The organism is Sporofaciens sp. JLR.KK001, assembly GCF_036941055.1.
Lineage (GTDB): Bacteria > Bacillota > Clostridia > Lachnospirales > Lachnospiraceae > Sporofaciens.
Window position 1 is genome coordinate 873,117 of the sequence record NZ_JAYMNO010000001.1, and the last position, 22,778, is coordinate 895,894.

Annotated in this window: 30 protein-coding genes and 1 pseudogene; 15 read left to right on the top strand and 16 right to left on the bottom strand. The window is 45.1% G+C overall.

Annotation, left to right across the window (positions count from 1 at the left end):
• Positions 1-27: 27 nt before the first annotated feature.
• From VSQ62_RS04775 to VSQ62_RS04815, 9 genes are all read right to left on the bottom strand, one after another.
• The gene (locus VSQ62_RS04775; RefSeq protein WP_334633512.1) at positions 28-249 is read right to left on the bottom strand and encodes a hypothetical protein; all 222 of its coding nucleotides are present in this window, start codon (positions 247-249) and stop codon (positions 28-30) included.
• A 150-nt stretch (positions 250-399) separates the two neighbouring features.
• Positions 400-870 (bottom strand): sigma factor-like helix-turn-helix DNA-binding protein, encoded by a 471-nt coding sequence (locus VSQ62_RS04780; protein WP_334633513.1) that lies wholly within the window; start codon positions 868-870, stop codon positions 400-402.
• 479 nt (positions 871-1,349) lie between these two features.
• A complete protein-coding gene (locus tag VSQ62_RS04785; protein ID WP_334633514.1) occupies positions 1,350-2,120 on the bottom strand; it encodes a response regulator in 771 nt (256 codons plus the stop codon).
• Between the two features lie 186 nt (positions 2,121-2,306).
• On the bottom strand, positions 2,307-4,679 hold the full coding sequence (locus VSQ62_RS04790; RefSeq protein WP_160284709.1) for an ABC transporter permease: 2,373 nt from the start codon (positions 4,677-4,679) through the stop codon (positions 2,307-2,309).
• A 14-nt stretch (positions 4,680-4,693) separates the two neighbouring features.
• Positions 4,694-5,359 carry an ABC transporter ATP-binding protein gene (locus tag VSQ62_RS04795; protein ID WP_007890430.1) on the bottom strand — a complete coding sequence of 222 codons (666 nt, stop codon included), beginning with the start codon at positions 5,357-5,359 and terminating at the stop codon, positions 4,694-4,696.
• Positions 5,360-5,536: 177 nt separating this feature from the next.
• Positions 5,537-6,568 (bottom strand): sensor histidine kinase, encoded by a 1,032-nt coding sequence (locus tag VSQ62_RS04800; RefSeq protein ID WP_334633515.1) that lies wholly within the window; start codon positions 6,566-6,568, stop codon positions 5,537-5,539.
• Positions 6,565-7,257 (bottom strand): response regulator transcription factor, encoded by a 693-nt coding sequence (locus VSQ62_RS04805; RefSeq protein ID WP_334637562.1) that lies wholly within the window; start codon positions 7,255-7,257, stop codon positions 6,565-6,567. The genes VSQ62_RS04800 and VSQ62_RS04805 overlap by 4 nt, the downstream gene beginning before the upstream one ends.
• A 159-nt stretch (positions 7,258-7,416) precedes the next feature.
• On the bottom strand, positions 7,417-7,539 hold the full coding sequence (locus VSQ62_RS04810) for a hypothetical protein (RefSeq protein ID WP_262348839.1): 123 nt from the start codon (positions 7,537-7,539) through the stop codon (positions 7,417-7,419).
• Positions 7,540-7,548: 9 nt separating this feature from the next.
• Positions 7,549-8,199 carry an ABC-2 transporter permease gene (locus VSQ62_RS04815; RefSeq protein ID WP_334637565.1) on the bottom strand — a complete coding sequence of 217 codons (651 nt, stop codon included), beginning with the start codon at positions 8,197-8,199 and terminating at the stop codon, positions 7,549-7,551.
• A 328-nt stretch (positions 8,200-8,527) separates the two neighbouring features.
• On the opposite strand from VSQ62_RS04815, the pseudogene VSQ62_RS04820 reads away from it, so the two are divergent.
• Positions 8,528-8,617: pseudogene (locus VSQ62_RS04820) on the top strand (DUF4368 domain-containing protein); the annotation flags it as partial.
• Between the two features lie 264 nt (positions 8,618-8,881).
• Positions 8,882-9,094, top strand: a complete 213-nt coding sequence (locus tag VSQ62_RS04825) for a helix-turn-helix domain-containing protein (RefSeq protein WP_160260451.1) — start codon at positions 8,882-8,884, stop codon at positions 9,092-9,094.
• A gap of 63 nt (positions 9,095-9,157) precedes the next feature.
• Here VSQ62_RS04825 and VSQ62_RS04830 read toward each other — a convergent pair whose 3' ends face one another.
• Complete coding sequence (locus VSQ62_RS04830) at positions 9,158-9,979, bottom strand: helix-turn-helix domain-containing protein (protein WP_016306792.1); 822 nt, start codon at positions 9,977-9,979, stop codon at positions 9,158-9,160.
• A gap of 383 nt (positions 9,980-10,362) precedes the next feature.
• Between VSQ62_RS04830 and VSQ62_RS04835 the strand changes: the two genes are divergently transcribed.
• The 4 genes from VSQ62_RS04835 to VSQ62_RS04850 all read left to right on the top strand — a co-directional run bounded on the left by VSQ62_RS04835 (position 10,363) and on the right by VSQ62_RS04850 (position 12,504).
• Complete coding sequence (locus VSQ62_RS04835) at positions 10,363-10,626, top strand: hypothetical protein (RefSeq protein ID WP_004070548.1); 264 nt, start codon at positions 10,363-10,365, stop codon at positions 10,624-10,626.
• 193 nt (positions 10,627-10,819) lie between these two features.
• A complete protein-coding gene (locus VSQ62_RS04840) occupies positions 10,820-11,638 on the top strand; it encodes a pyridoxamine kinase (protein WP_004070546.1) in 819 nt (272 codons plus the stop codon).
• Positions 11,635-11,916 (top strand): TIGR04076 family protein, encoded by a 282-nt coding sequence (locus VSQ62_RS04845; RefSeq protein ID WP_004070545.1) that lies wholly within the window; start codon positions 11,635-11,637, stop codon positions 11,914-11,916. Before VSQ62_RS04840 ends, VSQ62_RS04845 begins: the two co-directional genes overlap by 4 nt.
• A gap of 84 nt (positions 11,917-12,000) precedes the next feature.
• On the top strand, positions 12,001-12,504 hold the full coding sequence (locus VSQ62_RS04850; protein WP_004070544.1) for an HD domain-containing protein: 504 nt from the start codon (positions 12,001-12,003) through the stop codon (positions 12,502-12,504).
• 60 nt (positions 12,505-12,564) lie between these two features.
• On the opposite strand, the gene VSQ62_RS04855 is transcribed toward VSQ62_RS04850, so the two are convergent.
• The gene (locus VSQ62_RS04855; protein ID WP_004070543.1) at positions 12,565-13,269 is read right to left on the bottom strand and encodes a Crp/Fnr family transcriptional regulator; all 705 of its coding nucleotides are present in this window, start codon (positions 13,267-13,269) and stop codon (positions 12,565-12,567) included.
• Between the two features lie 65 nt (positions 13,270-13,334).
• Between VSQ62_RS04855 and VSQ62_RS04860 the strand changes: the two genes are divergently transcribed.
• The 4 genes from VSQ62_RS04860 to VSQ62_RS04875 are packed head-to-tail and all read left to right on the top strand — an operon-like array spanning position 13,335 to position 15,178.
• Positions 13,335-14,024, top strand: coding sequence for a DUF2249 domain-containing protein (locus VSQ62_RS04860; RefSeq protein WP_016283294.1), 690 nt, complete (start codon positions 13,335-13,337; stop codon positions 14,022-14,024).
• 28 nt (positions 14,025-14,052) lie between these two features.
• Positions 14,053-14,238 carry a DUF1858 domain-containing protein gene (locus tag VSQ62_RS04865; protein ID WP_004070536.1) on the top strand — a complete coding sequence of 62 codons (186 nt, stop codon included), beginning with the start codon at positions 14,053-14,055 and terminating at the stop codon, positions 14,236-14,238.
• 10 nt (positions 14,239-14,248) lie between these two features.
• Positions 14,249-14,860 carry a hypothetical protein gene (locus tag VSQ62_RS04870; RefSeq protein WP_334633516.1) on the top strand — a complete coding sequence of 204 codons (612 nt, stop codon included), beginning with the start codon at positions 14,249-14,251 and terminating at the stop codon, positions 14,858-14,860.
• 3 nt (positions 14,861-14,863) lie between these two features.
• Positions 14,864-15,178, top strand: a complete 315-nt coding sequence (locus VSQ62_RS04875; RefSeq protein ID WP_334633517.1) for a hemerythrin domain-containing protein — start codon at positions 14,864-14,866, stop codon at positions 15,176-15,178.
• A gap of 132 nt (positions 15,179-15,310) precedes the next feature.
• On the opposite strand, the gene VSQ62_RS04880 is transcribed toward VSQ62_RS04875, so the two are convergent.
• From VSQ62_RS04880 to VSQ62_RS32405, 4 genes are all read right to left on the bottom strand, one after another.
• Positions 15,311-15,625, bottom strand: a complete 315-nt coding sequence (locus VSQ62_RS04880; RefSeq protein WP_016217795.1) for a DUF6618 family protein — start codon at positions 15,623-15,625, stop codon at positions 15,311-15,313.
• 12 nt (positions 15,626-15,637) lie between these two features.
• Positions 15,638-16,444, bottom strand: coding sequence for an ExeA family protein (locus VSQ62_RS04885; RefSeq protein ID WP_120397164.1), 807 nt, complete (start codon positions 16,442-16,444; stop codon positions 15,638-15,640).
• Positions 16,444-17,712 carry a DDE-type integrase/transposase/recombinase gene (locus VSQ62_RS04890; protein WP_300870027.1) on the bottom strand — a complete coding sequence of 423 codons (1,269 nt, stop codon included), beginning with the start codon at positions 17,710-17,712 and terminating at the stop codon, positions 16,444-16,446. Before VSQ62_RS04890 ends, VSQ62_RS04885 begins: the two co-directional genes overlap by 1 nt.
• A gap of 89 nt (positions 17,713-17,801) precedes the next feature.
• Positions 17,802-18,395, bottom strand: coding sequence for a DUF6431 domain-containing protein (locus VSQ62_RS32405; protein WP_350339908.1), 594 nt, complete (start codon positions 18,393-18,395; stop codon positions 17,802-17,804).
• Between the two features lie 274 nt (positions 18,396-18,669).
• On the opposite strand from VSQ62_RS32405, the gene VSQ62_RS04900 reads away from it, so the two are divergent.
• From VSQ62_RS04900 to VSQ62_RS04915, 4 genes are read left to right on the top strand one after another with little or no spacing between them, the layout of a single operon-like run.
• Entirely contained in the window at positions 18,670-18,966 is a 297-nt protein-coding gene (locus VSQ62_RS04900) for a hemerythrin domain-containing protein (RefSeq protein WP_334633519.1), read from the top strand.
• Between the two features lie 4 nt (positions 18,967-18,970).
• Positions 18,971-19,207 carry a DUF1858 domain-containing protein gene (locus tag VSQ62_RS04905; RefSeq protein ID WP_004070531.1) on the top strand — a complete coding sequence of 79 codons (237 nt, stop codon included), beginning with the start codon at positions 18,971-18,973 and terminating at the stop codon, positions 19,205-19,207.
• Positions 19,208-19,252: 45 nt separating this feature from the next.
• Positions 19,253-19,582 carry a cupin domain-containing protein gene (locus VSQ62_RS04910; protein WP_004070528.1) on the top strand — a complete coding sequence of 110 codons (330 nt, stop codon included), beginning with the start codon at positions 19,253-19,255 and terminating at the stop codon, positions 19,580-19,582.
• A 17-nt stretch (positions 19,583-19,599) separates the two neighbouring features.
• Entirely contained in the window at positions 19,600-19,779 is a 180-nt protein-coding gene (locus VSQ62_RS04915) for a ferredoxin (protein ID WP_334633520.1), read from the top strand.
• Between the two features lie 300 nt (positions 19,780-20,079).
• Here the strand turns inward: VSQ62_RS04915 and VSQ62_RS04920 are convergent, their stop codons facing one another.
• The gene (locus tag VSQ62_RS04920) at positions 20,080-21,552 is read right to left on the bottom strand and encodes a DDE-type integrase/transposase/recombinase (RefSeq protein WP_334633522.1); all 1,473 of its coding nucleotides are present in this window, start codon (positions 21,550-21,552) and stop codon (positions 20,080-20,082) included.
• Between the two features lie 173 nt (positions 21,553-21,725).
• Between VSQ62_RS04920 and VSQ62_RS04925 the strand changes: the two genes are divergently transcribed.
• Positions 21,726-22,694, top strand: coding sequence for an L-lactate dehydrogenase (locus VSQ62_RS04925; RefSeq protein WP_004070524.1), 969 nt, complete (start codon positions 21,726-21,728; stop codon positions 22,692-22,694).
• The last annotated feature ends 84 nt before the right edge of the window (positions 22,695-22,778 follow it).

The window sequence follows — 22,778 nt, forward strand, 5'->3', positions numbered from 1 at the left end:
CTGCTGCAATTCTGTTTGGATGGTTCGTCATATTTGCCACGCCCCCTGACGACGGGGACATAACAGGCCGCTCCCGGCAGAGCTGTCATAACTCCGCAGCGCCGTTTTTCTCGCACGCCGCAGGGTTCCCCCCAAGTCTTTGGCGGGCCGTGAGGAAGTATCTTTAAGCCCCCGCACCATCATCGCGCCCGGAACGCCATCTCCGGGTTTAAGGCTGGACGTAGATCGCTCGGATTGCCTGTCTGTCATCACCTCCTGCAAGCAACCGTCCTGGCGGCGCGCCTTTTCCGCTTCGATACGGGTTATGTACCTGTTATGCCGTATATTCAGTTGTCAAGCTGCAATGAGGGGCAAGAGGACTTGTCCCTTCAATGTGTAGGCATTGGGAAAGGCGATTTGTTAAGCCTTTTTCAAAAAAATCTTGATTTTATTTATTCGCTGTGTGATTGCGCTCCGGGAACAGTTCCATAGCCTTGCGACATCGGCCTGCCGGTATCCGTCCACAATGAGCAGGGTCAGCAGTTCCAGATCGTCCTCCGGCAATTTGCAGAGCCGCCGGTACAGCAGTTCATCCTCCAGGGAGGACAGCCAGCCAAACCGCCGAGAATCCACATCGCTGGTGTCCCAGGTGCAGGACAGGGATTCAAATTTCCGAAACAGGCAGGACTGCTCGCTCTCATCCTCGCACTGTTCGCTGGGAAGGGCCTGTACGCGGTTCTGATAGGTCCGCTGGCTGCAAAACCAGGTCCAGTCATATTCCTTCATGGCCGCGATCTGCCTATCGTCCATACCGGCTGCGCGGTATTCCTGTTCCAGCCGGGTCCATTCTGCATCAAACTTCCTTTTTTCGTATCCATAGTGAAATCCCATAGTTTTCCTCCATTTCGATTCAGGCGTGGTTGACGGGTGAATCGAATGGAGGCGGGGACCGGCAGCGGTACACATCGGGAGGTTTCCCTAAAAATCGACAATAAGAAACGCCAGCTTCTCGCAATGAGAAACTGGCGCAACAAAAAACACCATGATTATGCTGATTTATATGGATTGATAATACTGATAGATAACTATAATATCCCGGAGGAGGGCCTATGCTTTTTTTAATTGATATATGTCATAGCTATTACAAATGAATATTGCAGACATGGCGGTATCCTCCTATACACCGCCCATGCTGATTGCTGAGGGTCATCTGGAGGTCTGCTTTTTAGCAAAAAGAAACGGCGGCCTTGATCTACTCAAAACCGCCGTATCCGTCAGTGATACAGGAAAGCGCAAGAAATCCTCTGCCCGTCAGCGGTTTTTTTCTTTTCCCCGCTGTGGAGGCAGATGTTTGGATATGTAGGCTCGTTTCATTCCACAAAGAACAGAACCCGCCGGGCCAGCTCCGGGATATTTACCGGGGCGGTTATATAGTCGTTCACGCCCTCATGCCGGTATTCATATTCCGTGGCAAGGTCGTTGTTCTCGGTGAGGATAAAGAACGGCAGAAGCCGGACAGGGGGATTCTTCATTTGGAACATCCCTGCCACCCGCCGCAGCGTATGAAACAGCTCCATTGCTGTGCCATCCGGCAGTTCCAGATCGCACAAGATCAGGTCTATTTCCTCATCCTCAAAAATCCGGCGCTCGGCCTCCCCAATCGAGGAAACCAGAATCAGGTCAAGGCCCTTTTGCAGCATAGCAGCCCGCAGCACTCCGGCGCTGGTATCTTCCGCATGGACAAAGAGCAGCTTATGAAAAGTTGAATCTGGTTCGCCGGATAACTGCCGGTAGGCGTATTCCACCAGCTTATCTTGCAGCAGCAGTCCTTTCATTTTGTCCATGCACAGCGTCGCGCCCCGGCGCATAGCCTCTTGTTCGTAGTCGTCCTTGTGATGGCAGGACGCCAGAATAAAAGGCAGCTCCTTATCTGCGGCCCGCACCTCGTTCAGAAAGTCCATGCCGGAACCATCCGGCAGATCGAGATTACAGCAGACCACCAGCGGCATTTCCTCTTGGATGGCGGCCCGCGCTTCTTTCAGTGTACAAGCCGTTTTCACCGGGTAGCCCCGGTGCTGTAAGTATTTTTGCAGACACCATGTATAGGTGTCGCTGTCGTCGATCAGCAGTATCTTTTTCATATGTCCTCACCCCCAATATTGATTTACCACAAGCATAAACTACAAATGTTACACAAATGTCCAAGGTGCCTTTGATTTCGACAGAAAAACAGGCTGAATTGTTACAAAGCTCGGACATTTCAAAAATTTTTTGAGAAATGGCGAAAAAAGCGGGGCAGCACACGCCGCCCCGCCGATCCCAAAAGGTTATTCCATTGTCTTAATGCGGTCTACAAGAGATTGCTTATGGCAATAGCGAATGGCTAAAGTCGAATATATCAATGCAATTACTACGAGGACTGCAAAAAATAGAAGCACTTGCAAGAATGGGAAAGTATAATGCAATTTTCCGAACACTCCAACTTGATTAAATATCTGGCATAGAATATAACCTGCTGCTGTGCCGAAAATAAATGTTATTGCCATTGTCCCAAACACATAATACAAACATTCCATTCTCAACATCTTATATAATTGCTTATTTGATAGACCAATAGATTGCAATACGCCAAATTCTTGTTGTCTGGATACAAGGTTCGTCATCAAGGTATTGCAAAGGTTGATAATACCGAAAATTGCAATAAAAACAATTAACCCGTAGATTGGAATCTGATACCCTGTCATGTGCATTTTTATGGAAGATAGTGCGTCATCAAAGCTATTAAATTGAATATCAGGATTGTCACCGATTGCATTTAAGACGACATTTTCTGCCGCAGGAAGTTGGTTCACATCTGCATTTATGACAAATTCAGTATTAAAATTCTTCTTCTCTTGATATATCTCGGATAGTATATTTTCCGGGACAAAGAAATATGTTCCGTTGTAGTCCGTATCGCTCATGTCAATAGTTCCGACGACAGATAATTCGATTTTCTTTCCAGAAGAAGATACTATTGTTACCACATCTCCTAAAGCAACACTATAATCTTCCCATGACTTTAGCATACCGGCTGTGTCGTCAATTAAGATACCATTTTTCTCGACAAGTTCTTGGTAGCTTATTTCCTCTGATAGTAGGTTATTCGATAAGCTGGAAAATTCATCGTCCGACAATCCTATAATTTCACGGAACGAGGACGGTTCTTTTTTATCTGGAAGTAAAATGTCTGCGGAACATCCCTTTATAGATTTAACATCTGTGATATATGGAGAATCTGTCAAAAGATTTATCATGCTATCGTCCAGCGGATTATCTTTCAAGGAATTGTCGCTATATTCATCGGAAAGTGTAATCAAAAATTCCTTATCACCAAATGACTGCCGGGCCATATCTTCTTCATCAATAGAAGCCAGAAATGTTGCTGCACTCATCAGTAAAATTCCTGAAAATCCCAATGATATTAAAGTCAAAATCACTTTTTTGTGGTTTCGCATAAAACCGATTTTAGCTAAATTTTCAGGAGTTAGTTTTCTCCTTAATTTTTTGGTGTTTAACTTTTCGTTTTCAGTTGTCGTTGATATGCGTACAGCTTCAATGGGAGAAATGCTTGCTGCAATTTTAATCGGCTTGCGAATTGATAGAACAACCGATAATTCAGTCAATATGGAGATAACAACGATAATTGCCAATGTATTAAGCCAATTCCAGCCTTTGGGTACAAGCACATATCCTATTAAGCAGCCAACTACAATCCCTAATGGAATTGAAGTGCGGGATAATTGCCAGCTTTCTCTTTTTACCATGCGTTTAATCTGTTTTTGGGTCATGCCAATTACCCTTAAACGGCCATATTCTTTGACTTTCCCAACGACTGAAATATAAAATAGGCTGTATATAACGGTGGAACAGGCAATCACAATTAGAATACTAATTGCCGCTACACCCAGCATATCTCGGCTTGAGTTATCAACACTATCAAAGTAAGACGAACTATAAGCGATCTGTTCTTCTCTGATTCCATAAGGGGTCAAACAAGATTTAATCAAATTTTTCAATTCGTCCTCTTTGAATGATCCGCTTCCCATTATCCGTAGTGTAGCATTATAAGGGATGTGATCTTGAAAATACGATTGCAGAAAAGAATCAGATACCAATACTTGATACCGCCTATTTGCACCATCGTCATGTAAAAGACCGCATACAGTGAAATTTGCATTTTTCCCATTTTGCAACGGTAATTCGATTTCTTGGTTCAATTCAACAGGGCGGCCAATATGTTTCAAATAGGCTTCCGAAACTGCAACTTCATTTTCCTTATCAGGTAAGTTCCCAACAAATTCTGTGGAATACAAATACAGATTATTGCTGTCCCGAAAATTAACATTCAATGTATAATCATCAACACGGAAACTATCAACTAAAGCCTCTGTTCCTACCATTTCAATGTTGGAATCTTGCCTTAAATCATTGATTGTTTCCAAATCCACATCAATAACTGCCGCTTGGTAGCGCCCCTGTAAGAATGTTTTCAATTCATGTGATTTTCCGAATGTATAGAGCGCAAGAACGGTCATAAGGCAGGCAGCAAAAGCAATCGTTACAATAATAAAGATGTTTCTTCGCTTATCTGCTTTAATGCTTCTGTTTGCCAGCTTCTTTGTAATGGCGCTGGTATCATTTTCAAAAGGCCATGTCATAGCTTGCCACCTCCTTATTCCACAATCTTGCCGTCCTCAATGCGGACAATCCGATCTGCAAGACGGGCTATGTCGTCATTGTGGGTAATCATCACAACAGTTTGCCGGAACTCCGCACTGGTGCGCTTGATAAGCCCCAGCACCTCGGCGCTGGTCTTGCTGTCAAGGTTGCCGGTCGGTTCGTCGGCCAGCACAATAGCCGGTTTGGTAATCAGGGCGCGGGCAATCGCCACACGCTGCTGCTGTCCGCCGGAAAGATTGTTCGGCATATTTTTCAGTTTATCTTCCAGTCCCAGCAGGTGAACGATCTCGTCCAAAAACTTCTGATCCACCGTGTCCCCGTCCAGCTCCACCGGCAGGACGATGTTCTCATACACATTCAGGATGGGAACAAGGTTATAATTCTGGAAGATAAAGCCGATGTTGCGGCGGCGGAAGATGGTGAGCTGTTCGTCGTTCTTCTTTGCCAGTTCTTCGCCCCGGACGATCACGGTTCCGCTGGTGGGAGTGTCTAACCCGCCCATCATGTGAAGCAGGGTGGACTTGCCGCTGCCGGAGGTTCCCACAACAGCCACAAACTCGCCGTCCTCCACGGAGAAGTTCACGCCGTCAAGGGCGCGGGTGATGTTCGGCTCTGTGCCGTAATACTTTTTCAGATCAATCGTCTGCAAAACGCTCATACTCAAAACTCCTTTCAAGGCTTTTTGCCTGTTGATAAGGTCATTGTAAAACCCAAATGTCCGCGAGATGTTACAGCGGCCAAAAAATTTCATTGAAAATCGGGGTGAAATGTTACAATGCTCGGACATTTCAAAAAAATTTACGGCGGGCAGCCGGAAATGGCCGTCCGCCGCGTTCTATTTTGTAGGCAGCATAATGGAAAATTCCGAACCCTTGCCCGGCTTCGAAAACACTTTGATATAGCCGCCCTGCCGCGTTACGATCTCGCGGTCCAGATACAGGCCAATGCCCACGCCCTGCTGTTCGTGTACTTCTTCCTCACGATAAAAGCGCCGGAAGATGGCGGCCTGATTGCTTTCGGAAATGCCCTTGCCGGTGTCGGTCACTTTGATCTCCACATACATTTCCCACAGCACCACAGACACCGTGATTTTCCCGCCTGCCGGGGTGTACTTCACTGCATTGTCCAGCAGGTTAAAGAGGGCTTCGGATGTCCACTTGCTGTCATGGGAAACGGTCAAATCCTCCGGGCAGTCCACGGACACGGCGATTTCCTTTTTCTCCGCTGCATACACGATCCCACTCATGGCCTGCGCCACGGTATCAAAGAGGCGGCCCGATTTCTTATCCAACTGGATCACGCCCGTTTCCAGCCGGGAGGTTTTCACAAGGGCCTGAAAGAGAAAGTCCAGTTTATCCGTCTGGCTGCGGATTCCCCGGATAAAGTCGGTGCGCTCTGCCTCGGTCATAGGCTTTTCCAGCAGGGTGTCCGTCGCCATTTTCAGATTGCTTACCGGCGTTTTCACCTGATGGGAAATATCCGATACAAGGGTCTGTAACTCCTGCCGTTCCTCGTCCACCCGGCGGCGGTTCTCCTGCATGATCTGGTAAAGCCTTGCCAGCCGGTGTCCGATTCTGGCAAGCTGGGTTTCGCTGTCCTCCGGGCGCTGGGGCGCTTCATTCCCGGCGATCATGTGGTCTAAAGTCTGGCACAGGTCAGCGGTAAACTGCGACAGCCGCTTTCCAAACGCCTGCGTCAGTACAAAAATCCCCACAAGGGCGCACAACAGCAGCGCCCCGCCCGTCAGCAGCACCGCAATCTGTTTTGTCACAAGAAACAGGGCTATGGTGATTCCGGACATGGAGAGGACAAGCCCCATTGCCACCCGGCCAAACAGCCGCTTTACCGAGAGGTTCTTAACCTTCATTTTGCCTCGCCTCCCGTCCATTGATAGCCCATGCCGTAAACGGTCTTGATGTAGGGCGCGCCGCCGTCGGATTCGATCTTGCTGCGAATCCGGCTGATGGAGGTTGTCAGGGTGTGTTCGTCCACAAACCTTTCGTCTATATCCCACAGCTTTTCCAAAAGCTGCCCACGGGTCAGCACTTGCCGGGGATTTTTACGGAACAGGTTCAGCATTTTATACTCCATCGGGGATAGGGTCAGGGACTTGCCGTTTAAGGAAGCCGTCTGCTCCGAGAAGTCCAGAAACAGCCGCCCGTCGTCGTAAATGTCCTTGGCCGGTTTGTGGTGTTCCAGCATGGCGAACATGGCTTTGATTTTTCGCTGCAAGGCCTCGATCACAAAGGGCTTTGTGATGTAGTCCACCGCGCCCACCTCATAGCCCCGTATCTGGTCGCTCTCCTGATCGTTGGCGGTCAGGAAAATTACAATGGTGTCCGGGTGCTGGGGCTTTATCAGTTTGCACAGCTCAAAACCATTCCCGTCCGGCAGGTTGATGTCCAGCAGCACTAAGTCAAATTCCCGCTGGCGTAGGACATCGGCTGCGGTCCTGGCATTTAGGGCAGAAGTCAAGCCGTACCCGTCTGCGGTCAGGTTATAGGCCAACATCTTATTCAAAAAACTGTCGTCCTCGACAATTAAAATCTGTTTCATATCCTCACTTCCTTTGCTTTTTGCAGATAGTATAACAGGCAAATGTCCGCGAAATGTTACAGCGGACGGATTTTTGAAAATCTATCAGCAAAATATGACTCTATTAAAAAGCAGCACCGAAGAAGATATTTTCATATTCTTCTCGGCGCTGTTTATAAATTATTTCAGTTTATCCTTATTATCTTCTTGTTTCTTTTTATCCCGATATTTCCGTATGAGTTTATTACGGATAGGAACACCAACACCGATCAAAAGCACAACTGCTAAAATTGTGAAATCCATACAATCACCTCACATTTCTTTCTTCTTCATAATCCTAATGGACAAGATGATGGAAACCGCATACATCACGACAATAGCAAAAACTGCAAGAAAAACGAGAAGTATCGGGAAAGATTCAACGACTGAAATAATTGAGTTTCCAATAGCTGGAATTTTAGAGAGAAGAAGTAAAGTCACCAAAAAACCGGCCACTGGGATATACATAAATACCCGTCCTTTGATTGAACCGTACTTGTAATATCCCGGAATCTGGAACACCGTATAGAGTGCAAATAAGAATATTCCTGCAATAGCGGCAGTCACAATGTCAAATACACCAACTGTTTCCCCCAGCACTTTCAAGACAAGCGGCTGTACAATCAAAGAAATAATCAGGGAAAGAAGCCCCATTGCAAGGACGAAAACATATCGTCCGATTACAAGCTCGCTTTTACGAACAGGTAAAATACCAAACAGACGATCCATGCTGTTTTTTTCTGTGATGGAAAAGGTATATCCCGTTGTCATGGCAATAAAGCACATAGCGAATGATACCCCCGTCAGCAAAGAACGGTTGATTGCAGCAAACACAATCGGCAGGAGCAGGGTAAAGCAAATTGTCTTAAAATATGGTTTTACCAATGCAATATCAAATTTTGTGGATTTCAAAATATTGATTATTCTAATGCTTGAGAGCCACTGTTTTAAAGTTTCGGAGCCACCGATTTTGTATATTTTAATGCTTGAGAGCCACCACAATATGTAGTAACACCACGGGCATAGTAAGGTTATCCTTAACCGCTTGATTACCCTACACCAGAATTGCTTTAGAACTGCAAGGGCTGCAATGCAGTGCATTTACCCTTGCAGTTCTAAAGCAATTCTGGAACAATATAATAAGCGGTATAAAATAGCACATACTATATCTAGTATTCTTAGATGACCCTCAAACATTAAATTACAAGTGGCTCCGAAGCTTTAAATTGGTGGCTCTCAAGCATTAGAATATTCACTTGACGGGAAACGCCGGGGGAAGCTCCGCAGACAGGAAATCGAAATCTATTATTCTTTTGTCGGCAAGGTAGAATTGCCCGACTAAAGCCCGACCCGTCCGGCAGTCAGCCGGACAGGGAACGGCAAAATTTTTTACACTTCTTTTACTTCTTTATCTCACATGAGCAAAAAGCCAGGGCATGAAGCACTTCATACCCAAATAGGTGTAGCAAAAATATGATTGGCAAAACAACAGGAAATACCGTCAACAGTCAAGATTTGATTGATAAAAGGCAATATCTCTGATAGAATAAACAAAACAGATACAGAAAACGGGCAGGAAAAATTAGCCGAACAATGGAGGGTTGCTATGCGGAAAGTCAGTTACTTACCTCTGTGGCATTTGCTCTTAGAGAGGGGAATGACTAAGAGCCAAATGCGTATTGAAGCAGGGCTTACCACAAATGTACTTGCCAACATGAACAAGGGGCAGCACATCTCTATGGACTCACTAATACGGATTTGTGATGCGCTGGATTGCAATTTGAATGATGTGGTGGAGCTGGTTAAGACAGAGGAATAATAAAATATGGTTACAGTAACAGGGAATTGCGGATAGATGCAGTTCCTTTTGTTTTGCAGTTATTTAGTCCTTAGACTGTTTCCTTTTCGTACTGTTCCGGCGTTTTTTTGCATCAGGTTCTAAGATTTCAGACTGTCCAAGCATATCTGCCATATCATCAATATTCTTTTCGGTTGGTTTAATCTTTAGAAATTGGGTGAATATGTAAGCAAGTTTCTGTTTGGAAGTGCCTGCAAAGTTTTCAGCTTTTTCAAGAATTTCTTCCCAATGTTCGGTTATGGTCTTAGGAGGGGCAGAATCAATATCGCCTTTATGGGCATTCCTGATGTCTTTGATAATGGCGTGCATATCGTCATCAATCACATGGGAAAAGTATTCATTCAGTTCAAGGTGCTGTGCTTTCAGCGTGTTTAATTGCAGGTTGTATTCATCAGGATTGTGCCGCTTCATCAGTGCCTTTCTGCTTGTGTCCACCACAAAATTAAGTGATTTGATCTGCATATCAGCAAGACCGTCAACATATATCTCCAAGTCAAGCATGAGTTTTCGGAACTGTTCATGAGTGATAAGCTCTGACAGGAGCAGTGTGTTGATTTTGCGGTCTTTGAGAAGTGTCAGGGCAGCGTCACTCAGGTGCAGATTGGACAGGGCAATGTTGTCAAGCTGTCTGTTTTCAGTCATACCAAGCAGATAATCCGTTGATACTTCATAGAATTTTGCTAATTCGATGATGTTCCTATGGGGTATTTCTTTATAATCATCAGATTCATAAGAGCCAAGCGTGGAAGCAGGAATTTTTGTCTGCTGTGACAGTTGTTCTAAAGTCATTCCCTTTTCTACACGCAGGTCTTTCAGGCGTTCCTGTATGCTTAATTGCGTTTTCATAGATAAATCTCTCCTTTACGAAAACAGAATATCACACAAACAGGCGGATTCCTACCGAAAATTTCCAGCATGATAGAAAAAATCTGTTTTTTGGAAGATTTCTGACATGGTGGATATACGGGAAAGCAGGGCGTTTTGTTGGATAATGACAGTACAACTGAATGACTGTCCAAGCTGATATAAACCGCCAAGACCAATTTTAAGAAAATTTGAGCGCCAATATTGGACGACACAGTGCCGACAAGGGTTGCCTGTCAGGAAACAGCAAGGGGAAAACAGCAATGATAGAAAACCGCCCAAGATTGAGTATATTTATTTGGTACCGGAAGGGTACCGTTAAATTGGATTGGTGCCAGTTTCGGTACTGGAGAAAGGAGCATGGAATGAAATTATCAAGATATGAGCAGGAGGTTGTTATCAACTTTAATGCAGATGAAAGCGAAGCAACAATTTACACAGCTAATCTGGCATGGATACGGAAAATGGATAAGCTATGTAAAGAGTTTCCAGAGGTAATAAGGTTAAAGTCATGGACGGAAGTAAGTAAGACCTATGTTTTACCCAAAAATCTTGTCAGGATTGGGAAACCGAGAACATTAAGCGAAGCTCAGCTTAGACATTTACGGGAGTTGCAGAACAGGGGATAAGAATTTCGGATTGAGTGAAATGGGTAAAGTCAATAAAAGCAGTCACGTAACAGAAATCCATAAAATTCCGGAGTGTGGCGGATATTTAATGTATATATTGGTGCTTGTATACACAAATCTTGACGAAAACCTGCTCCCTGTATATAATTATTTCATTATAGATGAATTGAATTAACTGAAAGGCATGATGAAAATGGGCAAGCAAGTATTGTTGATAAATGATCTGGCAGGATATGGAAAGGTGGCATTATCGGTCATGCTTCCATTGATGTCATATATGGGGTACCAAATATATAATCTTCCCACTGCGTTAGTATCAAATACGTTGGATTATGGAAAATTCGATATTCTTGAAACAACAGATTATATGAAGAACACTATTAAAGTATGGGAGGAATTGGGATTCTGCTTTGATGTGATAGCGACAGGCTTTATTGTTTCAGAGGAGCAGGTAAAAATCATAGAAGAATTTTGTCGAAAGGAAAGCATGAAAGGAACCCTGATATTTGTTGATCCAATTATGGGAGATGAAGGAACCCTGTACAATGGAGTTACAGAGCAAACGGTTGCACATATGAAGAAACTGGTAGGAGTAGCCGATTATATTGTACCAAATTATACTGAAGCGGCCAGACTTACAGGAGTGGAGTATCATGAATCTGCAACAATCTCGGAGGTAGATGAAATGATTCAAAGGCTTGGTAATATGGGCGCAAAATCGGTAATCATCACAAGCATTCAGCAGGATGGCAAAGATGTGGTTGCAGGCTTCGATCATAAAACGAAACAAAGATTTACAATTCCTTTTTATAACATTCCGGTCAGGTTTCCGGGTACGGGCGATATTTTTTCTTCCGTTTTATTGGGAAAACTGATGGAGGGAAACAGCCTGTATGACAGTACAAAAAAAGCCATGGACACTGTGAGCAGCCTGATTGAAAACAATAGAAACAATACAGATATATATAAGGGAATACCGATTGAGAAGGAGTTGGAGGTGCTTAAAATATGAAAAAACCTGGAATCCAGATCACATTGATTGATCAAAAAGGCACGAAAGGATGTCATAGGGGTCACAAAATAGGTGATAGTTTTGATTTTGATACTGAGCGTGGAAAACTCTGTCCTATGGCTATGCATGTTGCATTTCCATATATTGATATTTTAAGATACGGCGGCGAAATACCCGGACAGGAGAAGGGGACAGCGGTTTTTGCCTGCCCTGATGTGGACACATTAAATGTCTTTAAAATAGAACGGATTGATGTTTTGGATGACGATTCGCCATAAGGTTGGCTTTTAATTGTACGATGTGACTGGTAAGTTTGTGGACTATTGGTTATAGACGATGTATAGATAACAGGAGGAAATGATATGACTGTTTCAGAAATCATGGTTAAAATGGTAAAGTATTCAAAAGGAAATCTTCATGATATCAATCATTTTATGAAAGTGTATGCCTATGCAAAAACGATTGCAGAGTGTGAGAAAGTAGCGGATGATGAACAGAGAATAATAGAAATTGCGGCTATTATACATGATATTGCGTGTCCTTTGTGCCGGGAAAAATACGGAAATACAAATGGAAAACTTCAGGAAAAAGAAGGCGCTGTATTAGCTGAAGAATTCCTGAAGGGTACAGGGCTGTCGAACGAGATGGTGAACCGTATCATCTTTTTGGTCGCACATCATCATACTTTTCAGGAGGTTGACGGGATTGATTACCAGATTTTGCTGGAAGCTGATTATTTGGTTAATGCTGACGAATCCGGATATCAGGAAGCCAATATCAGAAATGTTATAGATTGTGTTTTTAAGACATCATCAGGAAAAATGCTTCTGCAATCCGTTTATGGGATTGCAGAAGGCAACCGCTGATTTGATAACAAATATGTATTTTGTAAACAGGTCAATCTGCTATGTATAGATTGACCTGTTTTAATTTGTGGCATTTGGACTTAATTCAAAATGAGAATGAAAGGTTTTCAGAAGCCCTTCTTTTTGCAGCTTTGATAATTCTACAGACATTGCTGCACGTTCTACACAGAGGAAGTCGGCAAGCTGCTGGCGGTCAAAGGGAATGTCAAAAGAAAGTGATCCTTGTCTGGCTGCTTCAGCAGATAAATAGGAAAGCAGCTTATCACGTGTTTTTCGCTTGCTCATGTGCGTTATCTTCTCGTTAAACAACAGTGTCTTTTGGGCAAAAGCTGTAATCAGGTTTTTAATCAGGCGGTTATGATGGCTGCAGGCAGCGGAACACATGGTAATCAGGCGGTTCATATTTATTTCCACAATTTCACAATTTTCTGTCGCAACAACACTGACGCTGAGAACTGCATCAGGAATGGCGGCAAAGGGTTCGGCAAAGTAGTCGCCCGGCATAAGATTTGTCATAACGTTCCGGTTTCCCCATAAATCTTCCTGAATGACTAAAGCAGTCCCAGACGCAAGCAGGCTGATACAGTCCGTACAATCTCCTGCCTGAAGGATGTATTGATTTTTGGCGTTTTTTCTGACTTTTGCTCCGATACACTTTAGCGAGGTTAAAATCTCGTCATCGGATAATCCTGCAAACAGCGGGCATTTTTTTAATACGTTTAAAAATTTTTCCAAAATCTCACCTCTTTGTTTGAATTCAAACATACTTGCTCTGCTTATTTTACTATAATGTAATCACCAAAGCAAGAAAATAAATAAAGGAGGATATCATGATAAAGTACGAGGAATGGAAGGATAAAAAGAAAGACTTCTTCAAAGTGGATGTACGCCATGTGCAGGGAAATTTCTTTCCCGGCTTACAAAGACGTGCCATGACGCTAAAAGCCGGGGAGGGAATTGAGGTCATACAGACTTTTGAACCTTACCCGCTATATAAGGAGATGGATATGCTGGGGTATATACATCATACAGAGAAGCTGGCAGAAAATGAGTTTCATGTCTGGTTTTACCGGACAGAGGAAAAAGAGCCGGAAGGCTCTGCACCATACCGTCCGCTTGCATTGCTGAATTATCCTATGATTGATGAGGACTTAGGGCGTATCGCGGCGGATTTTTGGCAGGCAACATGGCAGAGTGAGAAGCGCACTCTCCCCTATGAAATGCGTCTGCTTCTTTCCCTGACAAATGCAGTTGGCGCAGGAAGAATGAGGCAGGCTGTGCGGGAACTGGTAAAGGCATATATCTATGGTCTTGAATCCGCAGCGCTGGATGATGTGTTTGAACTTTTGGCATGGAATCAGGGGATCGGATTTTTCAGCTCGGAAATTGGACCTTCACCGCTTTTTCAAGCGTATAAGATGATTAAGACGCAGGAACAAAGAGGCATAAGCAGGGAAGAAATCTGCACCGAGATAAAAGAAAAGTTTGGCGAAAAAAATCAGGAAGTGCAAGTGTTGTAACAGGAAAGAAAGATAGGAGGAAAATAATATGGCAATCACAAAGGAAATGTTACTTGGAGAAATTTTAAGAACCAAACCGGAGGCGGCAGAGGTGTTGATGCAGATGGGGATGCACTGTTTAGGGTGCCCGTCCTCACAGATGGAGAGCCTTGCGGATGCCTGCATGGTGCATGGGCTGGATGCCGATGAACTCTTGAAAAAGCTGAATTCATAGGAGGAGTGCAATGAGCGCATTTTTAGGTTCGATTCATCACTGGCTATACGGAAAAATAGAGTTCCAAAACGGGCTAGTTGAAAGATTATCAGATATGATAAGCAAAAACGGGTATGATGATGGCATTCTTTCCGAAATGGAACAAAAGTATGGGGCGGTGGAGAAAGGCAGTCTTGAAAATATGATTGATAACAGTAATATACATGGCTGGTTACAGGATAAAATCGCTGCCGCTGAAAACCGCCTTGCTTTTCTGGTCATCTCAACGATGGATGCCCATTCTGAATGTATGCCGGATATTGCGAATGCTGCATATGAGTATGGACGGAGCAGGAAACTGTCGGGGAAAACAAGCGCAGAAGAAGTTTATAGGCATTTAGATAATCTGCTATTGAACGGAATGCCTTGTGACAGGGTTAATACTGTGGTTTCCATAAGTCAGGAGGCAGTAGTATGGAAACAGACTGTGGATATACATTTGCCATATTGGGAAGCATTACAAGGAGATGTCAGTCATTATTATGACCTGAAGGAGAGGCTGGTCGCAGGTATTTTGGAGGGCAGCGGTTTTTCCTACAAATATTTAGGAAATCAGACATTCACATTGATTAAGGCGGGATAAATAATGTATGGAATTGATTTACTGATGAAAGAACATGAGAATATCGTAGCACTGACTAAGCATTTAAGGAGAACCTGCTGTGCTGTGATTGAGGGGGCAGACATTGATGTTCAGGAGTTTCTGGAGTGTATTGATTTTGCAAGAACTTATGCAGACAAGCATCATCATGGAAAGGAAGAACAGATATTGTTTCGGTTTATGCTTAATAATTCCGATCCTGTTGCAGAAAAACTGGTGCGCAATGGAATGCTGGTTGTTGGACGGCGAATTGAGGGAGACATAAACGGCAAATTATTTTTCCAACCTTTTTCGCATTGACTGCGCAGTGCTGTCTACAAATGCATAATACCGCCGAAAATGCAGCACGCTGTTGGTATAGCTTTTCTTTCGAAATCGAAAGGCCATGAATCCCATTATGAGATCCATAGCCACATGATGTATTTGGATTTTTTATTGTTTGTCAGCCAGAGTCGGCAGATAAGCCAAACCGGCAGCAACAGTTACGGCATCTACCTTCCGCATTAGATTGCTGATCCGCCCCTCATTCCAGAAAATATCAGAAAAATCGGATAGTTCACATCCCACATCATGGTTCGGGATGCACAGGTAGTTTCCGTATTTATGCACTCCGGCCAGGATGTGGAAGTATGTCCCCCGTCCATTCATCTCAGCTTCATACCATCCAGGCCGCCATCGCAGCAGGATAATCTCCCCTGTCCAGGTTTCTATGCGGGAACCATCCCTGAAAAAACATCTGTATTCCAAAAACAACACCCCCTATCCAAGATTCTGGCTGCTGACGGAGGCAAGTATGACTTCCGTGTCAATTGCTTTCTTCTCCATCTGTGCGCCAAGGGTAAGGGCATTTGTCATCAGGTTATCCACCAGACGCGGATTCCCCTGGGAATGGCTGTGGACAGCGGAAAGGGCGGCCTGCTCTATGATGGAGGCAGAGCCTCCCGCACAGGAGATCTTGTGGAGTACATACTGCGCCACTTCTGAATCTGTGAGCCCGGTAAAGTTGTAATGCACGGTGATCCTCTGGCGCAGGGCTTCGTGGACAGGCTTGCGCAGGGTATTGTTCAGGTGCGGTTCCCCGCACAGGATGAGCGTAAAGCAGTTCAGGGAGTCATAGCCGTAGTTCATGAGCATCTTAATGTCCTCCAGGATGCCTGTGGAGAGGTACTGGGCCTCGTCAACGGCCAGAAGAAGGGGCTGCTTCTTTTCCCGGTAAAGGTAGAGGATCTGCTCCTGTATGGCCCGGAACATCCCGGGTTTGCCGCCTCTAGGCTCTACTCCCAGTACAGAGCAGAGCTGGCGGTAGAACTCCATGACGCTTACGGTGGAAAGACAGATGTACTCCATATGGTAAAGGTTCGGGTTGAGCCCCTTTGCAAAACAGCGGAGTCCAAAAGACTTCCCCATGCCCGGGCGTGCCGTGAACAGACCAATGCCCCTGGTATCCTTGAGGTAATCCAGCCGGGAGAGCATCTCAGAGATGTCCCTGGAAAGGAAACGGTCTTTTTCCCGGGCCATCTGTTTGTCAAAAGGATTGAAAGACAATCCATAGTAAGAACGGAACATCAACAGCCACCCCCTAACTTTGAGTAGTCGATGCCAGGTGTATTGTTGCGCTTCGTCCTGCAGTTCTCATTCTTATCCGTAGGGCGGATGGGATAATGCACCCCTTCGTAAAGGATGAAGGCGGAGGACATGTCATCCGGGAGGAAGCGGATCTCCACTTTTGATGAGATAAACTGCATAGGGACGTCATAGGATACCTTGTCGATGGAGACGGTAGAATCCTTATTCACTTTCCTTGTAATGCGGTTCAGGAAACATTCCTCCAGCCATTCCCTGGACGCAGGTGTCCGTATGGAAGCGCGGGTCTGCTGGTAACGGGAAAGGGGTGTAGTGCCGATGCCGGAATGGAGGGAAGTATTATAGGAGCGCATGTAATCCTTAAGGAGTCCATTGAACTGTGCCAGGGAGCTTAAGGAATCCAGATCCAGGGTATAGAGCCAGGTTTCCTTGAGTGTCCGGAACTGGCGTTCTATCTTAGCCTTGGATGCGCCATCCCGGATTTTTGTATGTAAAAGGACCGTTCCGATGGAGCCGCAGATGAGGGAAAGCTGCCCGTTCGAGTAGCTGGAACCGTTATCGACATAGAGCTTAGAAGGGATTCCATGTGCAGCCACAGCATCCTTAAGCACTTTCTGGAAGTTATAAGCTGAGTCGTTATAGAAGAGCCCGCCGCCCACCAGGAACCGGGAATGGTCATCGATGATCAGGATGCAGTAGACCCGCCTGCGCAGGCCGTCTTCTGTGATATATGGAAGGTAACAGGTATCAGCCTGCCACATTTTCCCAAAGGCGTCCTCTTCAAAAGCCTTCCTGTCCCGCATGTTCGGGTTACGTGCCGATTTCAGGTCATGTTTCTTTACAAAACGCTGGACAGCACACACGCTGACAGAGGCAGGGATGAACGCCTCTTCCACAAGGTGGCGGTGGATCTGCGTGGAGTTAAGCCTTGGGAAAGCTTCCTTAAGCCGGTAGATCTCCTCGATGGCTGTATCCGTCAGGACCCGTGTGCCGCCCTTGTCGGAGCGTTCCCGGGGCATAAGTGCATCGATGCCGCCGTTCTGGTAGAGAGACACCCACTTGCTGATAGTCTTGGGGCTGTAGCGGAAGGCGGAACCATCAGGCAGGGTGAGCGGGTTCTCGGTGATGCGTTGGTAATAGGCATTTCTGGACGCATCAGGATAAAGGCCATGGATGACCGGTGCGATGAGGGCAAGCCGGAACTGTGCCATGGCGGCAGCGTCCGAAAGGTTCTTTTGTTTGTTGTCCATAAAAATATCCTCCTTAAATGGTTTTCTGCCATTATAAAGGAGTTTCCTCAGGGAGACCATGCCTGGTCGTGTGGTCGTGGAAAAGCAGTTCAGGGACCGAACACTTGTTGGCAGTAAGACGCCGGATTTTTATGGGACTGGAGGAAGGATTTTGCAAAACGGCGGACAAAGGCGGAAGCAAAATCAGAATAGGAGGGCTGGGAGAACAGTGTCTTCAGGAAGGAGAGGGAAGAGACTTCCATAGAGGAAAGTGCCCCGAGCCATTCTTCCTTCTGCACCAGGAAGAGTTCCAGAAAACGGTGCAGTTGGGAAAGGGTGATGGAGAAACGCCTGCAGAGGCCCTCTATAGTAGAGAGGTGCAGGAAATACTCTGCCAGGACACGGAGGATGAAGAACAGGCCGTAGCCGGAATAGGGGATGATGAAATCCGGGAGGATGGCATGGGTATGGCCGCAGGTGCAGATGAGGCGAAGGATGCAGAGGCTGTGTCGGACAGGGGCGCCATCTATGAAATCCACCAGGGAACGGTCATAATAGGCATGGATCTTGCAGCTGCCTGCTGCCCCGCAGAAGGGACAGGTCTGCAGCTGGGGACGGAATCCAACCATGAAAGACTCAAATAGTGCTTTTGATGAAGTTTTTATACGGATCAGCTTGCAAAATAGGGAGTTTTCTCTTATCATAGTATATGTCGGTAGTGCCAAAGCCTCACGAGTGGGACATGATCCCGTATATGGCAGGCACGCTGGTGTGAGAGAAAGAACAAACTGTAGGAGGTTGGTGTTCTTTCTCTTTTTTTTGTTCCAAAAAAAACTATATCGGAACAGGCAGGAATGGTCAAGAGGAAAATGCGCCGTTTCCTACAGCGCGCTCTGATAGACAGTATTAAGAAGATGAGATTTTAATTCGATGTTTTTGTGTGGGAGATAGGAACTTTAGTTTGCTGGGCGACAGCTGGTGGAACATGACTTCGGAAGATTCCATATCGGGGAATTGGAGAACGCAGTTAAGCAGTATGCCAGTGTTCCGACTACAGAAGGAAAGCTGGATATCGTCACCCATGCATCGGGTTATGTGGATTTATTGCAGCGTCACATTGAGAAAGAAGATACCGTCTGCTACACTTATGCATTACGAACACTGTCAGAGGAATGCAAAGCGCAGATTGATGAACAGACAAGAGCGTTTGAGAAAAAAGCGGAACAGGACGGCATACAGGAGAAATATATTACATGGTTAGAAAAAAGGAGATAGGCGAATGGGTAAAGTTGTTGATTTCACAAAAACAGTTTCAGAGCTGGTAAGTGAAAATCCTGAAATAAAAGAGGTATTGGCAGAAGCAGGGTTTAAGGAAATTATAAAGCCTATGTCTTTAGCTGTAATGGGTAAGGTAATGACGATACCAAATGGAGCTGCCATAAAAAATATTCCTATGGACAAAGTTTTTGAAACTTTTGAGAAACATGGGTTTGAGGTGAAAACAGAAACATCTTGAACGGGTGGTTAAAAATCAGGCTGAGGGAAGGAGCAAACGAACAGTATGGAAAAAATAAAAAATATAGACAAGGCAGAAATTTTAGTTTTAAAGGAACAGGTTGCTTACCAAAGCAATCAGGTTGTAAGCAGGACTTTAGCACAAAATAATGCGCTGAGTGTCACATTGTTTTCTTTTGACAAGGGAGAAGAAATCAGCAGCCATGAGTCCAGTGGTGATGCCTTTGTGATTTGTTTGGATGGCGTTGGCGAGATTACGATTGATGACAAAAAGTATGAACTGCATGAGGGAGAATCTATCGTAATGCCCGCAAAACACCCTCATGCGGTCTTGGGTAAAGAGCAGTTTAAAATGTTGCTGGTTGTTGTATTTTAGCGAAAGGGGGATGCGGCATGAGGGTGAATGTAGATCAGAATGCTTGTATTGGATGCGGGCTGTGTGTTGGGATGGCACCTGATGTATTCCGTATGAATGACGATGATAAGGCGGAGGGGTATCAGGACTCTGCATCGGAAAACGAAAGCATGGTACAGGATGCCGTTCGTTCCTGTCCTGTTTCCGCTATTGGGTAGTGTCAAGTAATCTATGAAAAAACGAGCTGAAAAAAATAGGCTCAAATGAACCTTGAAAACTGCAGATATTGATTCCGAAAAGCTCTCCGAGGGCTTAGGGCGTTGCCCTAAGAACCCACAAGGGACCAGTCCCTTGACCCATTTTCGGGCTCTGCCCGAACCCGTCCTCGCCGGAAGGCAGGAAAAGGGCGCAGTTGCCCCTTTTCTGCTAAACAGGATAATCCGTGAGCCTTATGTCAATAGACTTTCGCGGCATATCCTCACAGACGGCGCTACCGTCTGCTCCGGTATTCCACGGTTCTATTGACAACAGCTCCGCTCCGATGCAGGGTTTCCATTTTTCTGCATGTTCAGGATAGTCTGCTGACCGAGGAAGATGAGAAGCTGCCATTTACCCGGCATGTTGTCGGCACTCTGTAGCATTTCTACTTCGTTGAGTACTTTGTATTTCTTGTGTTTATGCGGACGGAGAAAGTTATAGTATGCGACCCAGAGGGCAAGATCGTAATTAGCACCGTCGATGTTGTCAAAGCCGTTTGTGTGACGGTAAGAGGCCTTATAGGTGCGGTTGAGGCGTTCAATCATCTGTTTGAACGGACGATGTTCTGTAGAAACGGCATCGTCGTTGGTAAGCCCAATCACCTGGGTGATTTTGAAGGTAAAATCTTTCCCCAACTTTTTTACAAATTCCATTGCGGCGAGTGGGTAGGCGCTGTAACCGTCGGCAATGAACTTGAAGTTTTCCGGCAGCTTTGTCAGTCCCCGGAAAGCCATACGCATGGCGAGGATACAGGGACCGACACCACGGTTATCCGATACCTGATAGCCGATGATGGATCGGGACGCAGCGTTCATAATAAGCCAGACATAGGTTTTGATACCACGGATTTTTATATAAGTTTCATCGGCAGTAAATACATCCCCTTTTTCGTAAGGGTATTGGTCAACAAAGGGCTTAATGCAGACAGCGGCAGTCTTGCAGTAGTTGGCGATCTGCTGGTGGGAAATGTTGATGTTGTACAGGTCTTTCAGGGCCTGCGAGGTTTTTCGCAGAGAGAGGCCGAGGTTGACATGGAGGGTCAGACACAGGGACATTACGTGGGCATTATGTTTGCTAAATTTCAGGGATGAGGCATTTTTAGGAAGGGTATTTAGATCCATGCTGAAAAAATCCATCGTGAACTCACGGTAGATATAGTGGAGTTTATATTTGTTTTTGCCGTAATCCTCTCGGAGGTCTTCTTTATCCACTTTTTTGAGGTTGTAGAGATAATAAGGGCATTTGGGATTGACGCACTTATGGATGATAAAGTGTTTGCGTTCTTTCTTGGGAACCAGGGCATTGCCGCAGTGCGGGCAGCGTAGTTTTACAGAGGAGAAGCGGCTTTCATGGGGTGAGAACCTTGCGCTGCAGACCTTGCAGAGAAGCTGCCCTTTGGAACCATTATTTTTGTAAAGGAAAGGTTTCGGCGCATTACAGCGGGGGCAGGTGCATTCATCCGGGATATCGCATTCTGACCGGCGGCTGACAGGGCGGATCTTTTTACCATAACGTTTTTCAAAGTAAGGGATTAATTCTTTATAAGTCCAGTCCTGGCGGAAGTCGGTGATAAGAGGGAGTTCATCAATCTTGAACTTCTGGTATTTTGGAGAATGGGAATCATCAAAGGCCCACTGTTTCAGAGGGATGTATCTGCAGATAAAGTTGATCAACCAGCAGTTTTGCTGGTAAAGAGATTGAATGAGAGAGAGTAAATAGGTAATAATATCCATAAGCAATGATTTTCCTTTCAGTGTTTGTGGGTTAGTAATAGTATTGACACAAAAAAGGGAGGTCATTGCTTTTTTTCTTGAAAAAGTGGTGTAATCCTTGGAATTATAAGGTTTGCAACAAAAAATATAGTGGTAGATTTGACACTACCCGCTATTGAATGGGAGGAATAGAGATGATAAAAACAATTAACCCAAGAAAAGCAGCAGTCATCGGCTGTGGATTTGTAGGCGCTGCAACAGCATTTACACTGATGCAGAGCAGGCTGTTCACTGAAATGGTGCTTCTTGATGCAAATTATGATAAAGCAGACGGAGAAGCAAAGGACATTTCGCATGGCGTTCCGTTTGCCGGACAGATGAAGATTTATGCAGGAGGCTATGATGACCTGATGGATGCTTCTATTGTCATTGTGACTGCCGGGGCAAACCAGAAGCCGAATGAAACAAGGCTCGATTTAGTACATAAAAATGTTGCTATCTACAAAAGCATCATTCCTGAAATTGCAAAGCGCAATTTTAAAGGAATATTGCTGATTGTATCAAATCCGGTTGATATTCTTACTTATGCTGCTGTAAAGCTGAGCGGGTTTCCTGAAAAAAGAGTAATTGGTTCCGGAACGGTTCTTGATACCGCAAGGCTAAAATATGCGCTTAGTAAACATTTAGGGGTAGACAGCCGTAGCATTCATTCCTTTATCATTGGCGAACATGGGGATAGTGAGATTGCAGCATGGAGCAGCACGAATATATCTGGTATTCCATTGAATGATTTTTGTGAGATGCGTGGACATTTCAACCATGAGGAAGCAATGCGGGAGATTGCGGAAGATGTAAAAAACAGCGCTTATGATATTATTTCTAAAAAGCAGGCTACTTATTATGGAATTGCTATGTCGGTTAAGCGTATCTGTGAATGCGTTGTAAGGGATGAAAAATCTATTCTTCCGGTATCTTCTATCATGCATGGAAATTATGGGATTAAAGAAATTGCCCTTAGTATGCCCGCTATTATAGGGGCAGACGGAATCGAAACCCATGTTCCTATTTCTTTGAATGAAAAGGAAATGGAGAAACTTCACAATTCGGCAAAAACTATAAGAAAAATTGCAGAAGAGCTTGATTTGGAAGTTGTCCCAAATTAGGAAAAAGGAATATTTACACTGAAACTTAGGCGGGAAAGCGTTTGTTGGAAGAAAACCAATGAGCGCTTTTCTGTTTCTAAAAGC

Coding starts and splice junctions, on each gene's coding strand:
- VSQ62_RS04775 (WP_334633512.1), bottom strand. CDS start 249: ATGACAGACAGGCAATCCGAGCGATCTACGTCCAGCCTTAAACCCGGA.
- VSQ62_RS04780 (WP_334633513.1), bottom strand. CDS start 870: ATGGGATTTCACTATGGATACGAAAAAAGGAAGTTTGATGCAGAATGG.
- VSQ62_RS04785 (WP_334633514.1), bottom strand. CDS start 2,120: ATGAAAAAGATACTGCTGATCGACGACAGCGACACCTATACATGGTGT.
- VSQ62_RS04790 (WP_160284709.1), bottom strand. CDS start 4,679: ATGACATGGCCTTTTGAAAATGATACCAGCGCCATTACAAAGAAGCTG.
- VSQ62_RS04795 (WP_007890430.1), bottom strand. CDS start 5,359: ATGAGCGTTTTGCAGACGATTGATCTGAAAAAGTATTACGGCACAGAG.
- VSQ62_RS04800 (WP_334633515.1), bottom strand. CDS start 6,568: ATGAAGGTTAAGAACCTCTCGGTAAAGCGGCTGTTTGGCCGGGTGGCA.
- VSQ62_RS04805 (WP_334637562.1), bottom strand. CDS start 7,257: ATGAAACAGATTTTAATTGTCGAGGACGACAGTTTTTTGAATAAGATG.
- VSQ62_RS04810 (WP_262348839.1), bottom strand. CDS start 7,539: ATGGATTTCACAATTTTAGCAGTTGTGCTTTTGATCGGTGTTGGTGTT.
- VSQ62_RS04825 (WP_160260451.1), top strand. CDS start 8,882: ATGCGGAAAGTCAGTTACTTACCTCTGTGGCATTTGCTCTTAGAGAGG.
- VSQ62_RS04830 (WP_016306792.1), bottom strand. CDS start 9,979: ATGAAAACGCAATTAAGCATACAGGAACGCCTGAAAGACCTGCGTGTA.
- VSQ62_RS04835 (WP_004070548.1), top strand. CDS start 10,363: ATGAAATTATCAAGATATGAGCAGGAGGTTGTTATCAACTTTAATGCA.
- VSQ62_RS04840 (WP_004070546.1), top strand. CDS start 10,820: ATGGGCAAGCAAGTATTGTTGATAAATGATCTGGCAGGATATGGAAAG.
- VSQ62_RS04845 (WP_004070545.1), top strand. CDS start 11,635: ATGAAAAAACCTGGAATCCAGATCACATTGATTGATCAAAAAGGCACG.
- VSQ62_RS04850 (WP_004070544.1), top strand. CDS start 12,001: ATGACTGTTTCAGAAATCATGGTTAAAATGGTAAAGTATTCAAAAGGA.
- VSQ62_RS04855 (WP_004070543.1), bottom strand. CDS start 13,269: ATGTTTGAATTCAAACAAAGAGGTGAGATTTTGGAAAAATTTTTAAAC.
- VSQ62_RS04860 (WP_016283294.1), top strand. CDS start 13,335: ATGATAAAGTACGAGGAATGGAAGGATAAAAAGAAAGACTTCTTCAAA.
- VSQ62_RS04865 (WP_004070536.1), top strand. CDS start 14,053: ATGGCAATCACAAAGGAAATGTTACTTGGAGAAATTTTAAGAACCAAA.
- VSQ62_RS04870 (WP_334633516.1), top strand. CDS start 14,249: ATGAGCGCATTTTTAGGTTCGATTCATCACTGGCTATACGGAAAAATA.
- VSQ62_RS04875 (WP_334633517.1), top strand. CDS start 14,864: ATGTATGGAATTGATTTACTGATGAAAGAACATGAGAATATCGTAGCA.
- VSQ62_RS04885 (WP_120397164.1), bottom strand. CDS start 16,444: ATGTTCCGTTCTTACTATGGATTGTCTTTCAATCCTTTTGACAAACAG.
- VSQ62_RS04890 (WP_300870027.1), bottom strand. CDS start 17,712: ATGGACAACAAACAAAAGAACCTTTCGGACGCTGCCGCCATGGCACAG.
- VSQ62_RS32405 (WP_350339908.1), bottom strand. CDS start 18,395: ATGATAAGAGAAAACTCCCTATTTTGCAAGCTGATCCGTATAAAAACT.
- VSQ62_RS04905 (WP_004070531.1), top strand. CDS start 18,971: ATGGGTAAAGTTGTTGATTTCACAAAAACAGTTTCAGAGCTGGTAAGT.
- VSQ62_RS04910 (WP_004070528.1), top strand. CDS start 19,253: ATGGAAAAAATAAAAAATATAGACAAGGCAGAAATTTTAGTTTTAAAG.
- VSQ62_RS04915 (WP_334633520.1), top strand. CDS start 19,600: ATGAGGGTGAATGTAGATCAGAATGCTTGTATTGGATGCGGGCTGTGT.
- VSQ62_RS04920 (WP_334633522.1), bottom strand. CDS start 21,552: ATGGATATTATTACCTATTTACTCTCTCTCATTCAATCTCTTTACCAG.
- VSQ62_RS04925 (WP_004070524.1), top strand. CDS start 21,726: ATGATAAAAACAATTAACCCAAGAAAAGCAGCAGTCATCGGCTGTGGA.